Below are 25,230 nucleotides of genomic sequence, written 5' to 3'. Positions count from 1 at the left end.
ATATCAGGCTAGGCTGGTTTATTGATTATCCAGCTTAGTCAAACCACGGTTTAATATTTCGAGATACTTCAAGCTGCTAGGGTGAACTTTAGAAAAAGCCACAAAAATTTCTATTGAATCGCCAGGAGGCCCCTTGATGAGCTTATTTTCTAAGTTGTTTGTAGTGACGAGCTCTCCTGCAATGTCGTCAAAAAGGATGAGTGCATCTAGTCGGTGAGAGGAAAGCTTTTTAAGGTTTTGCTCATGGTTTTTAACTCGTTCAATTTTAAGCCCAACTTCATTCTTATCAATAAAGTCACCGTAGTCATAACCAATAATAGCTCCAATGCGAGTGTTTTTATTTAACTCTTCTTTAGTACCTACAATAAGCGGTTTATTATGCCAATAGTAAAAGTGCGATTTAACGGTATATAAAGGTGATTTGTGAAATAAAAATTGCTCTTTGGTCTCATCAGTCTTAGCTACGTTTACGCCTAAAATAGCATTGCCAGTTTTTAATAAATTAAGAATTCTAGCGAAAGGCAGCACTTTAATGTTTACCTTTACGCCTTCAAGCGCAAAAGCTTCTATAACTTTTTGATTGCTTATCCCTGATCCGTCAGCGTATGAGTATGGAGGCCAGCCATCTTCTGCGTATAACGTGATGCCTGCATCATTCGCTAGTAAGTTCATACTACACACTATAGTAAATAAAGCTGAGATTTTAAAAAATAATGCTTTCATATTTTTTGTAATCCGAAAAATAAACTAAAGTTGTATAAAAGAGTAGCAGAGAGAATGTGTATATGCCGCAATTTGCAGCATTAAAGTCTGATTTAATTTTTCAATTTAAGCACAGTAATTTATCCAAAAAATTACTGTCCTATATATTACTTTTTAGCTCATTGTTTGCTGCTTTGGCAACGGTTTTACAAATTACGTGGGATTTTAATAATCGAGTTGAACAAATAAATAGCTCGCTTAGTTATATTGATATCAGCTTCACTAAGCCGCTTGCACAAAGTTTATGGAATTTTGACGAAGAGCAATTAACTATTTTGATCCACGGCGTTGAAGATATCCCCGATATTGATTCATTAAAAATAGAGCAGATCATTCAAGGTGAGCGGATGACTTTTTATGATTCTGGAATTGATGATTCAGGTTCAGTTCTCGCTGCAAGTTTCACTTTATATTATGAAGAGACACTCGTTGGTGAGCTGCATGTTTCGGCATCATTAACGAAGGTTTATGGTGAGTTATTAAGAAAGTCGGTATTAATTTTATTTATTCAGTTTATTAAAACGATTATTGTTTCTGCTTGTGTGTTACTTGTTATGTACTATCTGCTTATCAGACACTTAAACTTTATTGTTAATTTTTTAAGAAGTACACCATTTGTCCCAGGTTCCGTACCGGAGTTACGTTTACCTGGGCGCGAAAAATGCCAGCACGATAAAGCCGATGAGCTAGATGAGCTAGATGAGTTAGCTAGTGCTTTTAATCGTTTACATCAAGAAATAAGCTCAACAATGAATGAACGACAAAAAATTATTGAACTACTTCAAGATGAGCAAGATTTTTCTGAAACAGTAATTGAAACAATGTCTTCATTATTGGTGTGTACCGATGAGAATTTTGTAATCCAACGTTTTAACAAAGCTGTTGAGCAAGTGCTCGCGATGGAAAATACTCAAATTAAAGGGCAGCTGTGGCAACAGCTTTTTACACAAAATAGAGATTTTAAAAATGTTAGTGATAAATTTTTATCATCAAGAAAACAGCATGTAATACGGCTTAAAATAAGCACCGCCAATAACAATGAAGAGATCATAGAGTGGCAATGCGCACCCATATACCATAAAGGTAAACTAGCAGCCTATATTTTTAATGGTCACGTAATTACTCCTCTTATTCAAGCTGAGATAGCTTTAACCGATCTAAATCAGCAGCTTGAAGAGAAGGTGATACAAAGGACAGAGAAATTAAACGAAAGTAATCAAATGCTTAAAAATACGCTGGATGAACTTAAATTTACACAGTCGCACTTGCTTGAATCAGAAAAAATGGCCTCATTAGGTGGTTTAGTAGCAGGTGTTGCCCATGAAATAAATACTCCTTTAGGCGTGAGTATTACTACTGCAAGCTATGCTAAAGAACAAGTTAAAAATATGACAGATAAGTATACTCAGGGGAAAGTGTCTAAAAGTGATTTTGGTTGTTTTTTAGATAACATGGCCCAGTCAACCCAATTAATTGAACATAATCTTCATCGTGCAGCGGAATTAGTTTCAAGCTTTAAACAAGTTGCTGTCGATCAGGTTTCAGAGCAAAGTTACCGCTTTAATATACGCACAAATTTAGAGCAGATCATTCAATCACTTTCACATGAAATAAAGCAATCTAATTGTACCGTGAAGATTAACTGCCCAGAAAGCATAGAGATTGATAGTTATCCAAGTCATTTTATTCAAATTTACACCAATTTAATCTGCAACTCTATTATTCATGGATTCAAAGATTGGGGCGCAGAAAAGGTAATATCTATTAATGTCAGTCAAGAGCAGCAAAAAATAAAAATCATATACCAAGATACTGGCTGTGGCTTAACGCCAGAGATGAAAAATAAGATATTTGATCCTTTTGTAACCTCAAAAAGAGGATCGGGTTGTTGCGGCTTAGGCACACATATTGTTTATAACTTAGTAACTCAGCTGTTTGCAGGGACAATTACATGCCATTCAGAACTGAATAAAGGGATAGATTTTATTATTGAGTTACCTATTAGAGAGCAAAATGTAGAAGTACAGCCTTGTTAGGTAGGGCTTGTTTATTTACAGGGAACTTCTGAGTTTATTGATATGGCCCTAAAGAAGGAATAGTATGCTTGCATATTCAAATGAAAACAGATGTTATTTTTTATGATTAAAAAATGTGTTTTTAGCCTAGCCCTTATTACTCTTAGCGGCTGTACGAGCCTATCGCAAGAAGAGTGCGCATACGCGAATTGGCAGCAGCTTGGCTATGATCATGGCCAATCAGGAAAAACTTACAGCCAAGGTGTTGATACCGTAACAGCCTGTCAGGAGTTTGGTATTTCACCTGACGTTGCACAGTATAAAGAAGGTTATGACAATGGCTTGCGATATTATTGTAAACCTGAAAACGGCTTTGCAGTGGGTATTCGTGGTGAGTCATTTAATGGTGTATGCAACAGCAAACAATTTCGAAAGGCGTGGGAAGAGGGCAATGATCGTTACCAAGTCGAAGTAAGAAAAACCGAAATAAAAAATCGGCTAGACACAATAAACAGACGACTTGAAGTAATCAGAAGCGAATTAAGCGCTGCAAATATATCGAGTAACGAACGTGCAGTACTAATTAACGAGCGAAGAGATCTTGATGATGAGCGCAATGATTTAAGAAGGGAGCGTGCGCTTATTCCACTGTTAAATAAGCTACCGTCAGTTCATATTGACTATGAACTATAAAAACCTTGGTACACACCAAGTTTAAAAGCGATGTGTACCAAGTGTATTATTTTAAGGCCTAAATTCAAGAGAATATTAAGCTCTACTTTGGCTGAAAAATAAACATGCCGCTGCAAATATTACTTCGCAAAGATTTACAGAGGCTAGCCTCGAGTCTCTTGTTTTTTTGCCTCGTTATACCACAGCGTCATAAAGCACTCTGTTAGTTTATGCTCTATTTGAAGCGCCTTGTCTGTTGGGCAAAATAGCGTAAAGCTTGCTTTAAACTCACCTATTTCAGTGGTGCCAAAATGAATTTCAGGCGCGGGGCCTGAAATTTTAGCATCCAGCTTTCTCTCAATAATTGAATTATAACGGCTTGCTACTTCTTCAAATTCTTCACAATGGCGTTTGGCTTCATCCATTAAATTTTCATAAATTGGATAAGGGTTAAAGCTTTCTTTACGGATAATAGTAAAGTGGTGTGTTGCAAAGCGTTTTACAAAGTTTAAATTTTTAATTGGGCTGGTGATCAGTTTATTATTTGGTATATATATGGTTTTTCTGGAAAATTGATAGGTGTGCATATCAATTTCATGCATAGTAGTTTTGATCCAATCAGTTTCAGCCACTTCACCATAATACTCACCAACTTGGATCCAATCGCCTATTCTAAATGGCCGTGTTGTTACCAAGTAGAAAAAGCCAATCACACATTGAATAAACTCTCGCGTAGCAAGTACAATCGCAACAGCAAATGCAGCAATAGACAGCGCAAAGTTTTGTATTTCAGTTGACCAAACAAACAGTAGTGATAACACCATCACAAAATTAATAAAATGCTTAATGTTGTGTGCAATGTAGCGAATGTCTTTTTCTTTTTTCTCAGCACGATTTCGCGCTAACTTATCAACAAGCATTTTTAGGATGAATGCAATTGTTAGCATTATCAATGAAATAAGAAATGGATGTAGTAGTATATCTTTGATCATAACTTCCTAATAGGCTGAATAAATTTAGCATTATCATAGTGGGCGCTTTATGAAACACAATGAAAGCATCGCACTTTTTACAATGGCTGTAATTTAACATTAATAACAACAAAAAACCCCTTAGAAAATTAATCCTAAGGGGTTTTTTGTTGTTAATAAGCGCAGGGCTTATCTCATCGTCACAAATTCCTCTGAGCCCGTTGGATGTAGTGCTACAACGGCGTCAAAATCAGCTTTGGTAGCGCCCATTTTCATAGCAACCGCAAAGCCTTGAATCATTTCATCAACAGCAAAACCTAAGCCGTGTAAGCCAACCACTTTCTCGTCAGGGCCTGCACACACTAGCATCATGTTACATGCTTGGCGGTGCTGGGTAACTGCAGTGTACATAGCTGCAAAGCTTGATTTGTACACTTTTACGTTTTCTTCACCGTACTGTGAGACTGCCTCTTGCTCAGTTAAACCTATCGTTCCAATCGGCGGGTGACTAAATACCACGGTAGGCACTAAGCTGTAATCCATTTTCAGATCATCTGGCATGTCTTTATTAAACAACCGCTCTGACAGTGTACGCCCTGCTTTTACTGCAACGGGTGTCAGCTCAATGCCGCCTTCGATGATATCGCCTACAGCATAAACATTTTTTGCTGTGGTATTTTGGTATTCATCAACTTTAACAAAACCGCTTTCGTTTACTTCAACACCAGCAGCTGCAAGGTTAATTTTATCGGTTGTTGGCTGGCGGCCAATTGCCCAAATTACTTGGTCAACGTTTTGGCTATAACCGTTTTCAAAGTGAATGGTTAAGCTACCATCGCTTTCTTTAACCACTTCTTTTGGTGAACATTCGGTATGCAGCGTAGGGCCTTCTTTAGCCATAATATCAACCAGTGTGTCGATGATGTATGGGTCAAAGGTGCGCAGTGGTTTACTTTTACGAACAAATAAATGAGTTTCAGTGCCTAGGCTATGTAGTACGCCTGCGATCTCAACGGCAATATAACCAGCGCCCACAACAGCAACGCGTTTTGGTTGCTCGTTCAGCTCAAAAAAGCCATTTGAATCAATGCCGTGTTCAGCACCTGGAATATTTGGAATGCTAGGGCGACCGCCTACGGCAATTAAAATATGATCAGCTGTGTATAGTTCGCCATCTACTTCAACGGTTTTACTATCAATAAATTTAGCAAAACCTTTTATTACAGTAACCCCGTTTTTCGCTAGGCCATTATCATACCCTTTGTGAATACGACCAATATAAGCTTCGCGACTTTCAACTAATTTACTCCAGTTAAAATCTTTTACTTCAACATTAAAACCGTAATCAGGAGCATATAAATTAATTGCTTCAGCAATTTGAGCGCCATGCCACATTACTTTTTTTGGTACACAGCCTACGTTTACGCAGGTGCCACCCATATGTTTTGCTTCAATTAATGCAACGTTTGCGCCGCGCATTGCCGCACGGTTAGCTGAACCGATCCCGCCGCTTCCGCCGCCAATTGCAATGTAGTCAAAATGCTGAGCCATAGTTAGTCCTCAAAGATGAAATGATCATATTAACGTGATGATAGCACAAGGAAGACCTGTTAAAAGCCCCTTGTATTTCATCAGTTCGCCCCAACTTCAAAATGATATTCGCAATGATTTGAGAGCTAACATGACCGATTTAACAAATAACCCACTCGTAGGCCTTGAAGGCTTACCGCCATTTTCAAAAATTAAACCTGAGCATGTTGTCCCAGCGCTAAAACACGCAATAGAACAATGCCGTACAAAAATAGACGACGTGTTAGCTAATAAATCATTTACATGGAATGACTTGGTACTGCCACTAGAAGAAGTTGATGACAAACTGTCACGTGTTTTTTCACCGGTATCACACCTAAATTCAGTATTAAACAGCGATGCACTTCGCGAAGCGTATGAGCAATGTTTACCGATTATTTCAGAGTATTCAACCTTTGTGGGCCAGCATCAAGGCCTCTATGAGGCATATAATGCATTGCACAATAGCGATGAATTTAAAAGCTTAACGACAGCTCAACAAAAATCGATCACTAATGCACTGCGCGACTTTGAGTTATCAGGTATTGCATTAGCGCCAGAGCAGCAAAAGCGTTACGGCGAAATCAGTGCGCGTTTATCTGAATTAGCAGCAAAATTTGGCAATAACGTTATGGACGCCACACTTGCTTGGCAAAAGCACATAACAGATGAAAGCGAATTAGCTGGTTTACCAGAGTCAGCATTAGCGTTGGCAGCAGAAACTGCAAAAAATAAAGAATTAGACGGTTGGGTGTTTACTTTAGATTTCCCATCTTACCTACCTATTATGATGTACGCCGATAATCGTGAGCTTCGTGAAGAAGCGTATACGGCATTTGTAACGCGCGCATCTGACCAAGGTCCGAATGCTGAGGAGTTTGATAACTCAGCGATTATGAGTGAAGAGCTAGCGCTACGTCATGAAATATCGCAGTTGTTAGGTTTTGCAAGTTATGCTGAAAAATCACTGGCAACAAAAATGGCTGAAACACCAGAGCAAGTATTCTCATTTTTAGAAGACTTAGCGGTTAAATCTAAGCCACAAGCAAAACAAGAGTTGGCTGAGCTACAAACATTCGCAAAAGAAAAACACGCTATAGAGCAGTTATCGGCATGGGATTACGCTTATTATGGTGAAAAACTAAAACAAGAAAAATACGCAATTTCAGACGAAGTACTGCGCCCTTATTTCCCAGCAGATAAAGTGCTAGGTGGCTTATTTGAAACAGTAAACCGTTTATTTGGTATTACTGTAAAAGAGCTGAATGACATTGATACTTATCACAAAGATGTACGCTTTTTTGAAGTTTACGACAGTAGCAATACGTTACGTGGCCGTTTTTACTTAGATTTATACGCGCGTGATCATAAACGTGGTGGCGCTTGGATGGACGATTGCATGGGCCGTAAAATCCGTGCCAATGGCGAGCTACAAACACCGGTTGCCTACTTAGTGTGTAACTTTAATAAAGCAGTGGGTGATAAGCCTGCACTGTTTACGCATGACGAAGTAACAACCTTGTTCCATGAATTTGGTCACGGTATTCACCACATGCTAACCCAAATTGATGCCGCGCCTGTGGCAGGAATTAATGGTGTTGCATGGGATGCCGTTGAGCTACCAAGTCAGTTTTTAGAAAATTGGTGTTTTGAAGAACAAGCACTTAATTTTATTTCAGGCCATTTTGAAACAGGTGAGCCATTACCAAAAGAGTTACTTGATAAGCTGCTTGCGGCTAAAAACTATAACTCAGGCATGCAAATGCTGCGTCAGATAGAGCTTTCACTGTTTGATTTTAGAATCCACAATGATTATCAAGCAGGAGGTGAATGCCAAATTCAAGCATCTTTAGATAAAGTGCGAGATCATACTGCAGTTGTTAAACCACCCGCGTTTAATCGTTTTCAGCATGGCTTTAGTCACATATTTGCAGGTGGTTATAGCGCAGGTTATTACTCATATAAATGGGCCGAAGTATTGTCAGCTGATGCTTTTTCTAAGTTTGAAGAAGAGGGAATTTTTAACGCTGAAACAGGTAAAGCCTTTATGCAGCATATTTTAGAAAAAGGCGGCAGCGAAGAACCAATGGAATTATTTAAAAACTTCCGAGGCCGTGAGCCAAATATAGACGCATTATTGCGCCATAGCGGCATTACTGCATAGTCAGTTTTTAAGTAAAAAAGCGCCTTATGGCGCTTTTTTACTATTTAGAGTAATAAATTGTCGCAAAATAATCCCTCCGTACTATGCTTTTTTAAGTAACTCATTAAAAGGGAATGGAGCATGACAAAACTGGTATTAGCGATTGACGATGATAAATACGTTCACCATGTCATTGAAGAATCATTAGCAGGGTTTTGTAAATTAATTCATGCAAAAAATGGCGAGGAAGGATTAAGGTTAGCATTAAAATACAACCCAGATATTATTTTACTCGATGTTGAAATGCCTGGTAAATCAGGTTATCAAGTCTGTACTGAATTAAAAAATAGTGACCAAACCAAAGACACGCCCGTGATGTTTTTATCAGGAAAAAGTGAATTGCCCGAGCGTGTTAAAGGGTATAACGCCGGCGCTGCAGATTACATCGTCAAGCCTTTTAACGCACAAGAATTAATGGCCCGAATACAAGTGCTTTATGAGTATCGTCAGCATTCAAATAAGCTAAAAGATGATATTAAAAAAGCGGAGATCACTGCTGAAATAGCGATGACAGATTCAGGCGATATGGGGCGAATAATGCGCTATGTTGGGCAAAGTTATCATGCCCATGATATACAAACTTTATCTGAGTATTTTTTCGAATTTTTTAAACCCCTAGATCTTGAGGTTATTGTTGCTTTTTGGTATCAGGAAATAGGCGTTTTTTGTACTACAGATGGCTGTGTTTGCCCATTAGAGCAAGAGCTGCTAGAAAAGCATCGTTATGCTAACCGATTTGTTGATTTTAGCAGTTGTACAATTATTAATTTCCCTAAAGTATCTATTTTAATTAAAAATATGCCTTTGAGTGATGTTGCACTTTATGGCCGCTATAAGGATTTATTCCCGCACCTTTTAGAGGTTACTAACGCTAAAATTCAAGATATGGAAGTAAACGAAAAAGCACTTTCGCAAGCGCATAACGTAGGCAATGCCTTTTCAGAGCTATCAGAGTTAATGTTTGCAAACAGTGATACCCGAGAGCAGGCTGTGGATCAAATGACAGAGCAATTGTCAGAAATTCGTAAAACCATGCAGCAATATCCGGAGCTAGCCAATAATCAAGCGTTAGCCCTTAATGTTGAACAGTTAGAAAAAACACAGTTATTGTTTGCATCACTCAATGATGATTTAGGATTTGTAAAATATCAGCTTAATCACATTATTGACTCACGTACTGAATTAATTGATAGCTTAAGTAAAATAGCCACACCAGAGTTTACAGATAATATTACGTCACAAACTGATATTGAGCTATTTTAGTGCTATAGCGCTTTGCAGTTGATATACTTCGCGAGCTATTTACGGTCGGAGTTTATTTTGGTTATACAGTGTCCTTTTAAAGAATTACGTCATTATCTTACAGGTATTGAGCAGCGCTTTGGGCTTGAAAAATGGGCTGCAGAAACGTCTGGTTTTTCACTTCATTATGGTGAAGATGGTTTAACACTTCGTAAAACAGATGAGCCAAAGCTTGGCGCGATAAGCGTTGACTTTGTGACCGGAGCGGTTGCCCATAGGCGCAAGTTTGGGGGTGGTAAAGGTCAATCAATTGCTAAAGCGGTAGGGTTAAATAAAGGCGCCACACCAGTTGTACTTGATGCAACTGCAGGGCTTGGCCGCGATGGTTTTGTTTTAGCATCTTTAGGCTGTAAAGTGATTTTACATGAACGCCATCCAGTTGTTGCCGCATTACTTTATGATGGCTTAGAGCGTGCTTATAACGACATTGAAATAGGCCCATGGATGAAAGAAAACATGAGCTTAGTGTTTGGTTCAAGTCATACATTATTGGCCCAATGTGAAAGTATGCCCGACGTGGTTTACCTTGACCCTATGTTTCCGCATCGTGAAAAGTCTGCATTAGTAAAAAAAGAAATGCGGGTATTTCAAGACTTAGTAGGAGCAGACAACGATGCTGATGACTTACTTGAATTTGCATATCCTCTTGCCAGTAAGCGCGTTGTAGTTAAGCGTCCCGATTACGCGCCATTTTTGAACAACAAAACCCCCAGCATGCAAATTAAAACGAAAAAAAACCGCTTTGATGTTTATGTAAAAGCGGCAATGGTGTAAGCCTTTTTTCTTATTAAATGTTTTTGTCCCCATTAATTTATGTGTTTTAGTGGTTTTTCATTAAACTGTCATAAATAGTTAATAGTGTAAGCGCGCAGTCATTCAGAGGAATCAACTCATGCGCGTGTCATCATTTACTCGTTTATTAGCTATTTTGTTGGCGCTCGCCAGTTTACTTTTAGGCGGTACTTTGTATTGGGCAAGTCAAACCTTAGTTAAATTAGAGCACCAAGATCAATCATATAACCAGCTAAAAAATAGTATATTAATTGATCTTGAAAGCTCGTTAGAAGATTATTTAGACCAAGGTGATAGCCAATATTTGGGGCAAGCATCTGATTTAATTACAGAGTTAAAAAACACTCAACTCACCATTTTACCCACGATTTTAAAGCAGCAGTTAAACTCACAACTGAGCCAACTTGATACAGATATAAAAGGCAAATACCGCGCTCTTGGTAAACTTTCAGGTAATGAAACCGCATTGCTGGATAATGCCTTGAGGCAAATGGCTGGATCAGCATCTTCACTAATTAGTTATGCTAACAAGTCTGCACAGCAAAATACGAATACACACACTTATTACCAACTCGCCAGTGATTATTACAGCGAAGTCACAACCTTGTCGCTTTTTACTTATCAATTGATCCTTAATTTTGATCAAGACACCCAAAAAAACTTACAGCAAAGCGTAAACAACTTAAACCACTTAGCACAGCAAATTGAAAGCCTTGAAAATTTAGGTGTGATGAGTGACGTTGATGAAGACAGTTTATTTATAGATGAAGAAGCTGAAGATTTAGCTGATGAGATAAAAGCAGAGTTAAGTAGTTGGCCTAATCGTTATCCGCGTGATTTAGCTAATACCATAGAGCAGGCTCAGCAGCGTCAAGTTGGTATACATGCTTTACGTAAGCAAATCAGTACATTGTCTGGCACAGTCATAAATGCAGAGCAACAACTTAAAGCCGAGCAAGGTATTTTAAAGCAACAAGTATTAGTGGTGTTTTGTGTTGCGATAGGCATGTTAGTGATACTTGCAGTGGGTGTATACGTTGTGCAGCGTAACCAAGTATTAACGCCGTTACGCCAATTACGAGATGGGTTTGCATTTTTGATTGAAAGCAATGAATTAAAAAATATTGAAAGTAAAAATCCAAAAACCGAAGTCGGTGAAATCGCTAATTATTTTAACCAACTAATTGAACAGCAACGTATTGAAGCGCAAGAGCGGGCACAAATGCTCAAGGTTGTTAACGATTTTATGCAAGAAATGAGTGTGCATTTACACACGATTAGTCAGCAAACAGATGCTAGTCATCATCAAGTGGAGCAAAATCAAAGTTTACTGGCTGATATTCAACAAATAGGTGAGCAGGTAAATGCAATTAATGGTCAAGTTGCAGATAACGCCAAGCATACTTTCTCAGCAATGGATAAAAGCTTAGGGTTTGCAGAAAATATGCTAAGTGCAAGCTCGCATACACAAGAACGTGTAGGGCAAGGTTTACATAGCCTACAAGAGCTATTAAGTGGCGTACAAGATGTAGGCCAAATTATAGAGGTTATTCGGAACATTGCTGATCAAACTAATTTACTTGCACTTAATGCTGCCATTGAATCTGCACGAGCAGGGGAACATGGCCGGGGATTTGCGGTTGTGGCTGACGAAGTGCGTAAGTTAGCACGGCAAACACAAGGCTCATTGAGTGATATAAATAATCAGTTGAACCTATTAAGTGAAAATTCCACCATGGTCTCAACTCAAATTTCGGCGCTGGCAGATGATGCCCAATTGCAAACAAGTAATGCTCAAGATCTTAAACGCAACTCAGAAGGAGTGGCAAGCAGCGCACAAGATGCAAATAAAGTGGCATTTGATGCAATGGAATTAGCAAAGCAGCAAAACTCACTATTAGATAATTTTAGTCAATCAATGCAAAGCATGAAAGGGCAAGTGAGTGAATCAAGCAACTTAGTGAGCGACATTCACCAACGCTTGCAACAACAGATGCAAACAATCCGTGGTAGCTTGGGGTTATGATGGTAGGGTTGATTTTGCTTTTGTGATACTTTTAGTCGCAATGAATCCAGAGTCAATTTAAAAGGAAATACCATGATTTCTCAAAACCAAACATTACCAGCGGTTAGCCTTACACAATTAACCGAAGACGGCATGCAAACGCTGACCAACGAAACGTTGTTTGCGGGTAAAAAAGTAGTGTTATTTGCAGTGCCTGGCGCGTTTACACCCACGTGTTCAAATTCACATTTACCAGAGTTTATTACGCTTGCTGATAAAATCAAAGCCAACGGCGTGGATGCTATTTACTGCGTATCAGTGAACGATGCATTTGTAATGAAAGCATGGGGCGAAGCGCATAACGCACAAGAAATTGAAATGCTAGCTGATGGCGATGCCAGCTTTACAAAAGCACTTGGTTTAGATAAAGATACAGCCGGTTTTGGTGGTGTTAGATCAACGCGTTACGCAATGATTGTTGATGACCAAAAAGTGACAGGTCTATTTGTTGAGCAAGGTAAAGAGTTTGTAGTAAGTAGAGCTGAAGCGGTACTTGCTGAACTTTAAACTTGAAGAATAAAGCTAAACTAAAAAAGCCGAACTCTCGTTCGGCTAAAAATTACCAGGGGAACTGGCTAAGTTAGTAAGCGTGATTTTTACTCACGCTATACTTCATGGCTTGTACTGAGCGTCGATAGTAACACCTGAAAATGTACTATACGCATTAGCACTTAAATGCCATGTTCCAGCTTGTGGATTAGTAAAGGTACATGTTTCAGCGTTACCATTTTTGTACGGACGACAATCATAGCTAGACGTTGTTGGTCGGCTACCAGCTTTAACAAATAAATCCGCATCACCAGAACCACCAGACATAGTCACTGTAAAGCTTGCCATACCTGCTGGTACATCTAGCGTATAATGTTTCCATTGACCTGCACTTGCTGAAATGTCAGCAACAGTGCCGCCGCCAGCTTGTGGTGCACCCGTGCCACCGCCTGAAGTGGTTAGATTACCCACTAAACTAACAGCAGAGTAAGCAGAGTAACCGCGTAGCATTACATGATAAGTCCCAGCGGTAGGGTTATCGATAGAGCACTCTTCACTGTTGCCCCCTTTGTATGGGCGACAATCGTAAGTTGATGACGTTGGTTTGCTGCCTGCACGCACATACATATCAGCATCACCTGAACCACCGCTCATTGTAAAGGTCACGTTTGTAGCACCACTTGGTACAGTCATTGTGTAAAAAGTTTCGCTATTTGCAGCGCCGCTTAACCCCGTTTTTGCTTGGCCATCAGCAAGTTCATTACCACCTGGTGGTGGTGTAGTACCACCTGACGCAGCAGCAACGGCCGCAGCGGCATCAACAATACCTGTACCACAGTTATTACATGTTGCAGCAAATGAACGTGTTGTTGATTTTAAGATGCTTTCAATTTCATCAGGCGTTGCATTTGGTTTAGCTTGTTTGATAAGTGCAGCAACACCGGCAACGTGAGGTGCCGCCATTGATGTACCTTGTGAGTAATGATAGCTGTCACCCGTTGGGCTAGATGCACCTGAGTTATGCGTTGAAAGCACACCTTCAGAATCATTAGCAAAGCTTTGCGCGCCACCCGGTGCTGCAACATCAATGTTAGCACCATAGTTTGAATAGTAAGCACGGCCACCATTACGGCCAACCGATGCCACATTAACAACACCACTACAGTTACCAGGGTTATAGTTTGCAGAGTTATCGTTATCATTACCTGCTGCAATAACAATTACAGTACCATTGCCACGAGCTTGATTGATTGCAGACTGAGTTGTTGAACTACAAGAACCCTCGCCGCCTAAACTCATATTAATTACATCAGCTGGGTTTGCGTTACTCGGTACGCCGGATACAGAACCACCTGATGCCCAAATAATACCGTCGGCGATATCAGACGTTAAACCACCACACTTACCAAGTACACGTACAGGCACAACTTTAGAATCATACGCAACACCAGCAACACCTTCGCCATTATTAGTTACAGCGGCAACAGTACCCGCAACATGAGTTCCATGCCAGCTAGAGTTTTGGTTAGATGCTGGAACTGGTTGGCCCAATTGATTTGTGCCACATTCACCAGTATTAGTTGCATCACCCGGATCGCGTGCATCGCTATCACGTGCGCCACCATCGTTAGCTACAAACGTATCTGAGATCATGTCATAGCCAGGTAAAATATTGGCATTTAAATCAACATGTGGACGATAACCAGTATCAAGTACAGCAACGACTACACCGCTACCTGTTGCAGTATCCCATGCTGTTGGTAAGTTAAGACCACCCGCTTGCTCATAATAATGCCATTGATCGTTGTAACGCGGATCGTTAGGCGTAGCAAACGGCTGTAACATTTGGTCAATTTCGATGTATTCAACATTGCCAGATGCAATCATCTCTTGCATGAATTCTTGTGTTTCATCAGCGTTAAGGTTTTTGTCTACACGCATAACGTGATGATTACTTAATGCCATTGGGCGAACATATTGCGCCTTAACTTTAGCTTTCTTGCTTGTAAATGCACTCACAAAACCTTGCGCTTTTTGGTTCATCATTTGTGGGCTTGCGTCAGCAACCGAGAAAGTAGCCATATCATTACTGTTATTTTTATATTTAATGATAAAGCGAGTACCAAGTGCACTTTGCCCTTGAAGCTTAGCTGCTGTGTCAGCCATTGATGGCATGATTACCTGACTTGGATTAGCCATGCTTGATGATGCAGCGAAAAGTGTACCCAAAGTGAGGGCTACAGCGCATTTTTTAAATGTTGTACTTGTTGTCATAATTATCCCTAGATTGTTATTGGTTTCTTCGCAATGAGATGTCGCGAAGTGGTACAAAGGTAAATTATATGTTAAAAAGGTTAAAATAACGTTTTGTTATGTATGTCTCTACTTTGGTTATATGGAGATGTTTAAATGGCCAAGTTTACTTATCTAATTGATTTTTGGCCTAGTATTTAATTATAAAGTGCTGGTTTTTTATTTTTATAATATTGTATCAGTTACATTTGTTGCTGTTATAAAAACAATCAAAGTTCTCCGCTGAGGTGTGAAACTTGTTATAATTAGCCAAATTTTTTAATGAGATTAACAAATGACCCAAGTAGATGTAATTGTAATAGGCGCCGGTGCCGCAGGATTGATGTGTGCAGCACAAGCAGGTTACCGTGGCCGCAGTGTTACAGTACTTGATATGGGTAAAAAGCCCGGTCGTAAAATTCTCATTAGTGGTGGCGGGCGTTGTAACTTTACTAACGAAAACGCCAGCCCAGAAAACTACCTATGTGGTAACCCGCATTTTGTAAAATCGTGTTTAAGTCGTTATACCCAGAATGACTTTATTGAGCTGGTAGACCGTCACGGTTTAGCGTATCACCATAAAACCCTAGGCCAGTTATTTTGTGATAACAGCGCCCAAGACATTGTTAATATTTTATTGACCGAGTGCGAGTGGGCGGGTGTTAATGTTGCGTTGCGTAACGAAGTGCTGAACGTAGAAAAAACGGATAGCGGCTATCTCGTGATCACCGAGCAACAATCATATACGTGTGAATCGCTAGTGGTCGCCGCTGGTGGCTTAACCATGCCAAAGCTAGGTGCAACGCCAGTAGGGTATAAAATTGCTGAGCAATTTGGCTTAAATATTTTACCAACCATGGCAGCGTTAGTGCCATTTACGTTGCATCAACATGACAAAGATCGCTTTGAAGGGCTCTCAGGTATCAGTATTCCTTGTGTTGTGAGTAGTGAAGACGGCACTCGCTTTAAAGAAAATATCCTGTTTACTCACCGTGGTTTATCAGGCCCTGCTATTTTACAAATTAGCTCGTTTTGGCGTGCAGGGCAGGCGGTCACAATTAACTTATTACCAGAGCTTGATTTAAAAGAGCAATTAGCAACATGGCGAGAAACCCAAGCACAAAAATCATTAAAAAACAGCCTCGCGACTATTTTACCAAAGCGCTTTATTGAAATATTACATGAGAGTAAAGCGATCCCAGATTGTAACGTAAACCAGCTCACCCACAGCCAAATTGACGAGCTAGCTAATTACATTCATAACTGGCAAATTAAACCCAACGGCACCGAAGGCTACCGCACCGCCGAAGTGACCCTAGGCGGCGTAGACACCGACGAACTCAGCTCAAAAACCTTCGAAGCTAAAAAAGCCCAAGGCCTGTATTTTATAGGCGAAGTCACCGACGTAACAGGTTGGCTAGGCGGTTATAACTTCCAATACGCATGGAGCTGCGGCTTCGCAGCAGGGCAGTATTGTTAGGTGAATTAATTCAATTTAAATAGAGGGTTACATAGGTGGTGCTCTTTTTTAATTAAAAAAGAGCACCTTCGTTTATGGGGCTTTGTTACTTAGGTTGCTCCTCACCCGGTAATGCAGGTAACTTTAGCTCTTGTAAAAAAAGGTTATGTTTTTTGAGTGCAGCTTGAATATCTGATTCAAAGCCAATTAAATCCTTGTGTATTTTTTGCAAATCGATTTTAGCTTCTGCTTTGGCGGTGCTCACGTAACGAGAAATATTTAGGTTAAAGTCGTTTTTCTCAATCTCAGCCATCGACACGCGTCGTGAATAACGCTCTTCTTCACTGCGGTATTGATAGGTTTCAACGATTTTTTTAATGTCGTTAGGCTCATCGCCTTTGCCTTCACGTAAAGTGTTCTGGCGCTTGCCCTTTTCATAATGCTCACTGGCATTAATAAACAATACATCATCGTACTTTTTGCATTTTTTCAGCACAATAATACACACCGGAATACCCGTTGAAAAAAACAAGTTCGCAGGTAAGCCAATTACCGTATCTATGTGGCCATCGTTGAGCAGTTTAGTGCGAATACGCTGCTCTGCGCCGCCTCTAAACAGCACACCGTGGGGCAGAATAATTGCCATGGTGCCTTCATCGCTTAAAAAGTGAAAGCCGTGCAGTAAAAAGGCAAAGTCAGCAGCGGATTTTGGCGCAAGGCCGTGGCTTTTAAAGCGAAAATCTTCGCCCTGCGCTTCACTCGGATCCCAGCGGTAACTAAAGGGCGGGTTGGCTACTACGGCATCGCATTTGAGTTTTTTCGCCGGGTTCATCTCACTGAGCATGTCCCAGTCGTTTAATAAGGTATCGCCGTGGTGAATGTCAAACTCGGTGTCTTTTACCCCGTGCAGTAACATGTTCATTCGGGCAAGGTTAAAGGTAGTGATGTTTTTTTCTTGGCCGTAAATTTTACCGACGCTGCCGCCTGCATCAACAATATGCTTACGTACATTGAGCAATAACGAGCCAGAGCCACAGGCAAAGTCTAATACCTTGTTGAGCTTTTTCTTTTTGCCAGTTTTTGGTTCTTGGCTGTCGAGGGTGACAATTTCTGACAAAATCGTTGAAATAGGCTGTGGGGTATAAAACTCACCGGCTTTTTTCCCTGAGCCTGCGGCAAATTCACCAATTAAATATTCGTACGCATCGCCCAAAATATCGCTGTCGGTAGAAAACCCAGCAATGCCTTCAGATATTTTTTGAATAATACTACAGAGCTTTTTATTACGCTCGGCAGGGGTTTTGCCTAATTTTTCAGAGTTTAAGTTAATCTCAGAGAACAAGCCTTTAAAGTTACTGTCAAAGCTTTGCTCTTCAATATATTTAAAGCCCGCCTCTAAGGTTTGCAATAATTCGCTGTTTTGAGTACGTGCCAGTTCGGCAATGCTGGTCCACAAATGGCGCGGTTCAATCACATAATGCAGTTTACGGCGCATTTGTTTTTCAAATTCGCAGATATCTTCACTATTGTCTGTATACCACAGGCTCAGTGGGGCGGTTTTATCGTCCGCTGTCAGGCTCGGGTAATCACGGCCAAGCTCTTTTTGTGCCGCTGTTTCGTAGTTATCTGATAAATAGCGTAAAAATAAAAACGACAACATATAGTCACGAAAGTCATCGGCGTTCATCGCACCGCGTAAGCTGTCGGCTATATCCCACAGGGTTTTGCCTAAATCTTTAAGTTGTTCTTGGGTCATAATATCTAAATTCTTATAAGTTATGGAAGTTCGATTTCAAATCGTTCTAAATAATTCTTTAATATTGTTTCAAAGAGCCGCTTATTATCATCGAGCATGGGGCTTGGTTGCCAAATAGAATAGGCGTCTCTATGACTGAAAATATTGAGGGCGCGCGCATGCAGCGCTTCGTCCTCAGTATCTAAACAATATGAGATGTCGCCATTTCCAAAAAAATTCGATGTTTTTTCAAATATGGTTCTTAAAGCATTAAAGTGATAGGTAAATAAATCGCCTGTTTCAGCAGCTTTATTTAACTCGCTTAAAGTCGCAATGTGATGATAAAAAGGAGTATCATCAGTAGCTTGCAGGGTATAGCTATTGTCAGCCTTGTTAAGAAGATAGGTTTTGTGTTTGGTCTTTTTTAATTCATTGCACATAATATTAAAAAAGAGACCGTGATGTGAAGAAATAACCGTTTTGATTGTATATTTCTCATCTTCACCTTTTGCTCTTCTTAACAATTTAGCCAAATCGGTTGCGACTTTTATGGTGTTATTGTCATCTAATGATGAAACAGGGTCATCAATGTAGAAAAATTTAACCCAATTATAAGTTTCTGCCCCATCCAGTGTTACTTCGCAAATAGAAAGAAAAAAGCACCAAATAAATATATTTTCTTCGCCACGAGAAATTTTAATATTATCTTGAACTATCTTTTCAGGTTCATCCGAACCGACTCTAAATTTAGGGTTTGCAACTTCTTTTTTGAATGTGATTTTCCATTTTTGATAGTTAATATCAAAAGAGAATGTCGTATAACGTGAAAGGTATTTCTCAATTCTTACCTCTAATGCTAGGTTGTCTAATCCTTTAAAAAATTCTGAATTTTCATTAAACATTAATGCTCTATCTGAGTCACCTATTAAGTCATTATCCCAAATGAACAAATCTTCAGTAAAAGCATTAAAGTAAAGAGTGTCTCTAGCTATGCCTTTTTTACGTTTGCCAACGTCTTTAAATTCCATAGAAAGGCGGGTTTTACCTGTGCCGTTGTAGGCATAAAGTAAAACAAAATCACTCCCGCCATTATCAGAATCACGAAGATCATCGCGAAGACGAGTAACAGCATTACGCAGTGATTTATATTTATTGATTTTGGGTTTATTGCTCATACACTGACCTCATTAACCACAGGAAACAGTTGCTGCATTAAGCCTTGTTTGTGTGTTTTAAGTGCGTCGATTTTTTGGCTTTGCGCAGTGATTAATTCATCAATAGATGATAAGCCGTCGGCAATTTTTTTCTGCTCTTCAACGTTTGGCGGGATCGGGATTGAAAACGAGCGAATCTGAGCAAAATTAAGCCCTTCCCTATTCCCTCCTGCCTGAAAGCTATCAATTTGTAACTGTCCATTTGGAGATAGAATAAATTGGCTGAGATAAACTGGGTGAAGTTCTTTGAGTTTTGTTCTGATAATACAGACATGCTGATTTACGTTACCACCGGTGACGCGCTGATCCGCAATAGCAGTTCGGCCTATTGATGCACCTGTAATATTCAGAAGTACGTCACTTTCTTTAATTTCTGTACCTGAAAAAGATTGATGCACCTCTTCCTCAATGTAAGCAATATTGTCAAGGAGCAAACTGCCCCATCCAATATTTTGACTCCGGACAAATGGCACTCCGGCTGATTTATAGTTCTTATCCCCACCTCTGGGTGTGATACCACTTCCCACTTTTTTAGCTTTACTACCTAGGTCATCAAAACACCAATCACCATCACCTCTAAACTCAGGAAATCTGAGTTTCGGAACTGTTTCACCTTCGGCGGGGAAGAGTTGTTGCATTAGGCCTTTTTTATGGGCTTTTAAAGCGTCCAGTTTTTGGTTGTGCGCGATCAGCAGCTCATCGAGGGATGAAAGGCAATCGGCAATTTTTTGTTGTTCAGGCTGTTTTGGTACGTAAAATTCATACTTAATAAAGTGGCGACCATTAATTGAATTAATTGTTGCTCCTAAGTCAGCATCCACTTGTTTTTGATAGGCATTAGTTTGAAACAGTTGAAATACAAATTTAGCGAAAGGAGATCTAAATACTGTCATGAATGCACCATGGGTACATACAGGCATTCCTTCTGGAATTAATGCGTTTTTACCTATTAGTGCCTTTGAGCCATTCCTCACACATATTAAAATATCATTAGCTTTGGATAAGTTAGATCCCTTTACATTCGGAGTAACGTACACGTTATCTTCAAGGGTAATTACTCCATTTTGAACATTTGAAGACCTTAAAACTAAAAGACCTGAGTCTCTAACATCACTAGGACTATAAGTTAAACCAGATACAAGCTCTCCAAGTTTATTCAGTTGAGTTTTTCTCCACCTCCCCTTAAAGTCAGGAAATCTCAACTCAGGCACTAGGTCTTTTTCAGCTGATTTATTCATTGTCTTCTCCTTGCCTTGGCACGGGTTCAGCCATGTGCTGACTCGCTAATTCGTCTTGCGCTGGCAGGTCTTGTAATAGCTGATGCAGCTTGGCTTGCAGCAGCTGTTTGTCGGGCAGTTGACATTGGTATTGCGCAACTAAGGTGGGGGATAAGTTACGCGATAGCGCGTATTCGACCACTTCATCGTCTTTATCGCGGCACAGTAATACGCCAATGCTGGGGTTTTCGTGGGGCTTTTTCACGTCGCGATCGAGTGCTTCGAGGTAAAAGTCGAGCTGGCCTAAATGCTGCGGGCTAAATTTACCAATTTTTAGCTCAAAGGCGACCAGTGCGGCAAGGCCACGGTGAAAAAACAGTAAGTCTATATAAAAATCTTGGTTGCCTACTTGCAAGCGGTATTCTTCGCCAATAAAAATAAAGTCTTTACCGAGTTCTAAAATAAAGGTTTTTAGGTTTTTTATAATGGCCTGTTGCAGGTCGCTTTCGCTGTGGCTGCTGGGCAGGCCTAAAAACTCTAAGGTGTAGTTGTCTTTAAATATAGTATTGGCGCTGGGGTGTGATTGTCTCAGCACTGCTGAGAGTTTTGGTTGCTCGCTTAGGCTGCGCTCAAAATGGGCGGCGTTTATTTGGCGCTCTAGCTCGCGGCTGCTGAGCTTTTCATTTTGCACTAGGATTAAATAATATTCGCGCTCAGCTCTGCTTTTACAGCGCGAAAATATAATGGTGTTGTGTGTCCACGGTAATGCTCTCACCAGTGGTGCGAGTGTTGTATCGTGTTGATAGGTTTCGTAAAACTGCTTCATGCGCCAGAGGTTTTTATCGCTAAAGCCTTTTATGTCAGGGTCTTGTTGGGCAATGTAGGCGGCGAGTTGCTTTACCACGCCTTTGCCCCAACTTTGCGATGCGACTTTTTCGCTAATGGTTTGCCCTACAGACCAATACAGCTCAATTAATGCGGTATTTACTTGGGCAAATACCTGCTGGCGGGTTTGTTGAATATGCGCCAGCACATGAGCGAAAATTTGTGTATCAACTAGCTCTTGCGGCTGTTTATTTTGCTTATTTGTAGGCTGGTTAGTTGGCTTATTCATACGCTGCAAGCCCTGATATTTCACGCCCTTGGGCAAGTTTATGTAAATAAGGAATTAAGTCTTCCATTAGCGCGAGCTCTTTTTGGGTGCGGGCTTTCCAGCCTAAATCAAGCGGGGCAAGTAAATCGCTGAGTTGTTCGCCATCAAAAATCATGTGCTGCATTATGCTATCAACAAAGTCTTGTAAACTTTGCGGCGTGAGGTCGTGGTTTATGGCCAGTTGATTTAATTCGTTAGCGGCTTTAGCGGCCTTAAACTTTTGGAAGCCAATTTTAATTTGCTCTACATTCAATGCTACACCCGTTGGCAGGTTTTCGATGTAGGCAATAATGTCGTCGCGGTCGTCCATTAAATTAGCTTGTGCGCTGATCAAATCAATCAACTCTTGGCGAGTCATTTTGTGTTTGCTAGTACCTTGCCCTGTTGCTTGGGTCGATTGCGCAATTAAGCCCATGATGTAGTCGTAATCAATTAAGGCTGAGGCAAACAAAACAAATTCAAATTCGAGCTGCTCTATGGCTTCGTCGAGTTCGCCGTTGTTTTTGTCTTGCTTAAGCTTTAAGCCTTTGGCCGTTTCAAGGTAAACCCCTTTAAAGCTTCTGAGGTTGTCGACGGGCATGGCGGCTTCAATGCTTTGCTGTTGTGCTTGGTCGAGTTCGGTGTATTGATCTATTTGGGTTTTGAGCTTTTGCACTTCTTTAAAGTGGTTAATAAATTCGGCTTTGGCGGTGTCGCCATTGAGGTTCGCCACTTCTGATGGTGTGCAATCAAGCCCTTTGCTTTGCATAAAGGTTTGCAGTTTAGTGATGGCTTGTTGGTATTTTTCAACCACGACTGGCGCGGGCTCGACTAGCCAAATTTCTTTAGCGCGATCTTTTGCAGCACCAGAGAACAGCTCTATGGCTTGGTTTACTTGTTTTTCTTGGCCGCGAAAATCAAGAATATTGCCCCAAGGTTTACTGTCGTTTAATACGCGGTTGGTACGTGAAAATGCTTGAATTAAACCATGATATTTAAGGTTTTTGTCAACATACAGGGTGTTGAGGTATTTGGAGTCAAACCCTGTGAGCAGCATATCGACCACAATGACGATGTCGATTTTATTTTTATGGGGGTAGTCGGCATTGTTGTATTTTTGGTCTTTAATACGCTGCTGTACATCTTGGTAGTAAAGATCAAATTCATTAATGCTGTGGTTGGTGCCAAATTGCTGGTTGTAGCTGTTGATAATGGCAATCAGCGCGGCTTTTTTTTGTTCAGGCTCTTGTTGATTATCGAGCTTTTCTTGCGGCAGGTCTTCTTGCAGCTGTTTTATGTCTTTAACATTTTTGTCGGCATTGTGCGCTTGGCTGTCATCGGTATTTTTGGGTGGCTGTGCAGGTGGCGAAAATACACAGGCAATATTAAGTGGAATAAAATTTTCGTCTTCGGCTTGTTTTTGCGCTTGTTGAATTTTGAATTGCTCAACGTATTCAATGGCATCGTTAATTTTGGCTGTGGCGAGCACGGCATTAAATAACCGGTTGTTAGTTGCTGCGTTATGCTTGACTAAAATTTCTTTTACGACGGCTTCTGGCGGTGGTGTTACCGTGTCTACTTTACCGGTATTGTCTGGACTTATACTGTTTTTGCCAAAAAAATCAATGTGAAAACTCAGTACGTTTTTATCATCAATGGCGTTGGTGATGGTGTACGCGTGTAGTTCGTTTTCGAAAATATCTTTGGTGGTTTTAAATGAGCCTACCGTGCCGTCGATTTGAGTGTAATTTGAGTTGTCGTCAAAAATGGGCGTGCCTGTAAAACCAAATAACTGTGAATTTGGAAAAAAGTTTTTAATGGCTTTGTGATTTTCGCCAAATTGTGAGCGATGACATTCGTCAAAAATAAACACCACACGCTTATCGCGCAGTGGTTCTAGGCGTTCTTTAAAAGTTTGTTGGCCATCTTTGATTTTGCTTTGATTGCGTTTGCTGTTTTCATCCAGCGCTAAGCCGAGCTTTTGAATAGTAGTGACGATGACTTTGTCGGCATAATCTTCTGACAACATGCGTCGTACTAGGGTTTCAGTATTGGTGTTTTCTTCTACGCAGCCGTCTTGAAATTTGTTAAATTCTTCACGAGTTTGGCGGTCTAAGTCTTTACGGTCAACCACAAACAGGCATTTATCTACATCTGGGTTGTCTTTAAGCAGCGTAGAAGCTTTAAAAGAAGTTAAAGTTTTACCTGAGCCTGTGGTGTGCCAAATATAACCATTGCCACGGTTTTCGTGAATGCAGTCGATAATGGCTTGCACGGCATAAATTTGATATGGGCGCATCATCAGCAGTTTTTGCTCTGATTGCACTAATACCATGTAGCGGCTGATCATTTGTCCTAACGTGCATTTAGCTAAAAAATAGTCAGAAAAGTCGTGTAGATGGGCAATTTTTCTGTTGTTATCATTGGCTAATTGATAAATCGGCAAAAAGCGCTCATCGGCATTAAAGCTAAAGTGTTCGTTACGGTTGTTAGCAAAATAATAGGTTTGATTTTCATTGCTGACAATAAATAGCTGCATAAAGCACATTAGGGTATTGCCATAGCCGTTACCTGCATCGTTTTTATAGTTAACGATTTGCTCCATAGCACGGCGGGTTACAATTTGATGATTTTTTAGCTCTATTTGCACCACAGGCACGCCGTTGATCAGCAAGATCACGTCGTAGCGATGATGGCTGTCATCGTGGTTAATGCGTAGCTGATTGATTACTTCAAATTCGTTTTTACACCAGTCTTTTATGTTCACTAAGGTGTAGTGCAGAGGCGTGCCATCTTCACGTTGGAAATAACCGCGCTCTCGCAAGGTTTTAGCGGCACTAAACACATCATTGGTGATTATTTCTTGTAGTAAACGCTTGAATTCTTTATCGGTTAAATTAACACGATTTAGGGCTTCGAATTTTTCACGAAAATTTTGCTCAATGGCACCCTGACTGCGAATGTCGGCTCGGTAAGTGTATTTCAGATCTTGAAGCTTTAAAATGAGTGCGTCTTCAATTTGTTGTTCTTTAATCATTATGTGATCCGATTTTTCGCTGAAGTGATTTTTGGTTTTCTATCCATGTATTTAAATCAGATTCTTTAAAACGCCAGCTGCCGCCAACTTTAAAGCCTGGAAGCTTACCTTCATTTACCAAGCGATAAGCAGTTTTTTCGTTTAATTTTAGGTAAATAGCAACATCTTGAATGGTTAATATTTCATCGGCCATGGCGAAATCTCTGAAGGTGAATATGTGTAGGGTATGAGAAAATTACGGAAATAACAAGAAAGTATTTAACAACTCTGTTTATGTGTATTTATTATCAAAAATAGCTAAACA

Annotated in this window: 18 protein-coding genes; 8 read left to right on the top strand and 10 right to left on the bottom strand. The window is 40.2% G+C overall.

Features of this window, described 5'->3' with window-relative positions:
* Positions 1 to 18: 18 nt before the first annotated feature.
* Positions 19 to 672, bottom strand: coding sequence for a substrate-binding periplasmic protein (locus HJP15_RS11540; RefSeq protein WP_170173835.1), 654 nt, complete (start codon positions 670 to 672; stop codon positions 19 to 21).
* Between the two features lie 113 nt (positions 673 to 785).
* On the opposite strand from HJP15_RS11540, the gene HJP15_RS11535 reads away from it, so the two are divergent.
* Positions 786 to 2,798 (top strand): PAS domain-containing sensor histidine kinase, encoded by a 2,013-nt coding sequence (locus HJP15_RS11535; protein WP_170173834.1) that lies wholly within the window; start codon positions 786 to 788, stop codon positions 2,796 to 2,798.
* Between the two features lie 90 nt (positions 2,799 to 2,888).
* On the top strand, positions 2,889 to 3,470 hold the full coding sequence (locus tag HJP15_RS11530; protein ID WP_249365853.1) for a DUF2799 domain-containing protein: 582 nt from the start codon (positions 2,889 to 2,891) through the stop codon (positions 3,468 to 3,470).
* A 143-nt stretch (positions 3,471 to 3,613) separates the two neighbouring features.
* Here HJP15_RS11530 and HJP15_RS11525 read toward each other — a convergent pair whose 3' ends face one another.
* Together HJP15_RS11525 and gorA are read right to left on the bottom strand one after the other, a co-directional pair.
* The gene (locus tag HJP15_RS11525; RefSeq protein WP_054204828.1) at positions 3,614 to 4,441 is read right to left on the bottom strand and encodes a mechanosensitive ion channel family protein; all 828 of its coding nucleotides are present in this window, start codon (positions 4,439 to 4,441) and stop codon (positions 3,614 to 3,616) included.
* 168 nt (positions 4,442 to 4,609) lie between these two features.
* Complete coding sequence (gene gorA / locus HJP15_RS11520) at positions 4,610 to 5,971, bottom strand: glutathione-disulfide reductase (RefSeq protein WP_054204827.1); 1,362 nt, start codon at positions 5,969 to 5,971, stop codon at positions 4,610 to 4,612.
* Between the two features lie 130 nt (positions 5,972 to 6,101).
* Here gorA and prlC point away from each other — a divergent pair, with 130 nt between their 5' ends.
* The 5 genes from prlC to HJP15_RS11495 all read left to right on the top strand — a co-directional run bounded on the left by prlC (position 6,102) and on the right by HJP15_RS11495 (position 12,858).
* Positions 6,102 to 8,153: an oligopeptidase A gene (gene prlC, locus HJP15_RS11515; protein ID WP_054204826.1), complete on the top strand. Its 2,052-nt coding sequence runs from the start codon at positions 6,102 to 6,104 to the stop codon at positions 8,151 to 8,153.
* Between the two features lie 120 nt (positions 8,154 to 8,273).
* Positions 8,274 to 9,455 (top strand): response regulator, encoded by a 1,182-nt coding sequence (locus tag HJP15_RS11510; RefSeq protein ID WP_054204825.1) that lies wholly within the window; start codon positions 8,274 to 8,276, stop codon positions 9,453 to 9,455.
* A 57-nt stretch (positions 9,456 to 9,512) separates the two neighbouring features.
* Positions 9,513 to 10,268 (top strand): class I SAM-dependent methyltransferase, encoded by a 756-nt coding sequence (locus tag HJP15_RS11505; protein ID WP_054204824.1) that lies wholly within the window; start codon positions 9,513 to 9,515, stop codon positions 10,266 to 10,268.
* 118 nt (positions 10,269 to 10,386) lie between these two features.
* On the top strand, positions 10,387 to 12,312 hold the full coding sequence (locus HJP15_RS11500) for a methyl-accepting chemotaxis protein (RefSeq protein WP_054204823.1): 1,926 nt from the start codon (positions 10,387 to 10,389) through the stop codon (positions 12,310 to 12,312).
* Positions 12,313 to 12,384: 72 nt separating this feature from the next.
* Positions 12,385 to 12,858, top strand: coding sequence for a peroxiredoxin (locus tag HJP15_RS11495; protein ID WP_170173833.1), 474 nt, complete (start codon positions 12,385 to 12,387; stop codon positions 12,856 to 12,858).
* Between the two features lie 105 nt (positions 12,859 to 12,963).
* Here HJP15_RS11495 and HJP15_RS11490 read toward each other — a convergent pair whose 3' ends face one another.
* Positions 12,964 to 15,114, bottom strand: a complete 2,151-nt coding sequence (locus tag HJP15_RS11490; RefSeq protein WP_170173832.1) for a S8 family peptidase — start codon at positions 15,112 to 15,114, stop codon at positions 12,964 to 12,966.
* A 313-nt stretch (positions 15,115 to 15,427) separates the two neighbouring features.
* On the opposite strand from HJP15_RS11490, the gene HJP15_RS11485 reads away from it, so the two are divergent.
* Complete coding sequence (locus HJP15_RS11485) at positions 15,428 to 16,612, top strand: BaiN/RdsA family NAD(P)/FAD-dependent oxidoreductase (protein ID WP_170173831.1); 1,185 nt, start codon at positions 15,428 to 15,430, stop codon at positions 16,610 to 16,612.
* Between the two features lie 85 nt (positions 16,613 to 16,697).
* On the opposite strand, the gene HJP15_RS11480 is transcribed toward HJP15_RS11485, so the two are convergent.
* Genes HJP15_RS11480 through HJP15_RS11455 form a run of 6 tightly spaced genes read right to left on the bottom strand, consistent with a single transcriptional unit; the run spans position 16,698 to position 25,119 of the window.
* Entirely contained in the window at positions 16,698 to 18,347 is a 1,650-nt protein-coding gene (locus HJP15_RS11480) for a type I restriction-modification system subunit M (protein ID WP_170173830.1), read from the bottom strand.
* Positions 18,348 to 18,367: 20 nt separating this feature from the next.
* Positions 18,368 to 19,501, bottom strand: coding sequence for an AAA family ATPase (locus HJP15_RS11475; protein ID WP_170173829.1), 1,134 nt, complete (start codon positions 19,499 to 19,501; stop codon positions 18,368 to 18,370).
* Complete coding sequence (locus tag HJP15_RS11470) at positions 19,498 to 20,778, bottom strand: restriction endonuclease subunit S (protein ID WP_170173828.1); 1,281 nt, start codon at positions 20,776 to 20,778, stop codon at positions 19,498 to 19,500. The genes HJP15_RS11475 and HJP15_RS11470 overlap by 4 nt, the downstream gene beginning before the upstream one ends.
* The gene (locus tag HJP15_RS11465; RefSeq protein WP_170173827.1) at positions 20,771 to 21,871 is read right to left on the bottom strand and encodes a PDDEXK nuclease domain-containing protein; all 1,101 of its coding nucleotides are present in this window, start codon (positions 21,869 to 21,871) and stop codon (positions 20,771 to 20,773) included. The genes HJP15_RS11470 and HJP15_RS11465 overlap by 8 nt, the downstream gene beginning before the upstream one ends.
* Entirely contained in the window at positions 21,864 to 24,926 is a 3,063-nt protein-coding gene (locus HJP15_RS11460; protein ID WP_170173826.1) for a type I restriction endonuclease subunit R, read from the bottom strand. The genes HJP15_RS11465 and HJP15_RS11460 overlap by 8 nt, the downstream gene beginning before the upstream one ends.
* Positions 24,919 to 25,119, bottom strand: a complete 201-nt coding sequence (locus HJP15_RS11455) for a helix-turn-helix domain-containing protein (RefSeq protein WP_170173825.1) — start codon at positions 25,117 to 25,119, stop codon at positions 24,919 to 24,921. Before HJP15_RS11455 ends, HJP15_RS11460 begins: the two co-directional genes overlap by 8 nt.
* Positions 25,120 to 25,230: the final 111 nt, after the last annotated feature.

This window comes from Pseudoalteromonas sp. NEC-BIFX-2020_002 (assembly GCF_013002825.1).
GTDB classification, from domain to species: domain Bacteria; phylum Pseudomonadota; class Gammaproteobacteria; order Enterobacterales; family Alteromonadaceae; genus Pseudoalteromonas; species Pseudoalteromonas neustonica.
This window is presented reverse-complemented; position numbering and strand designations above follow the sequence as displayed.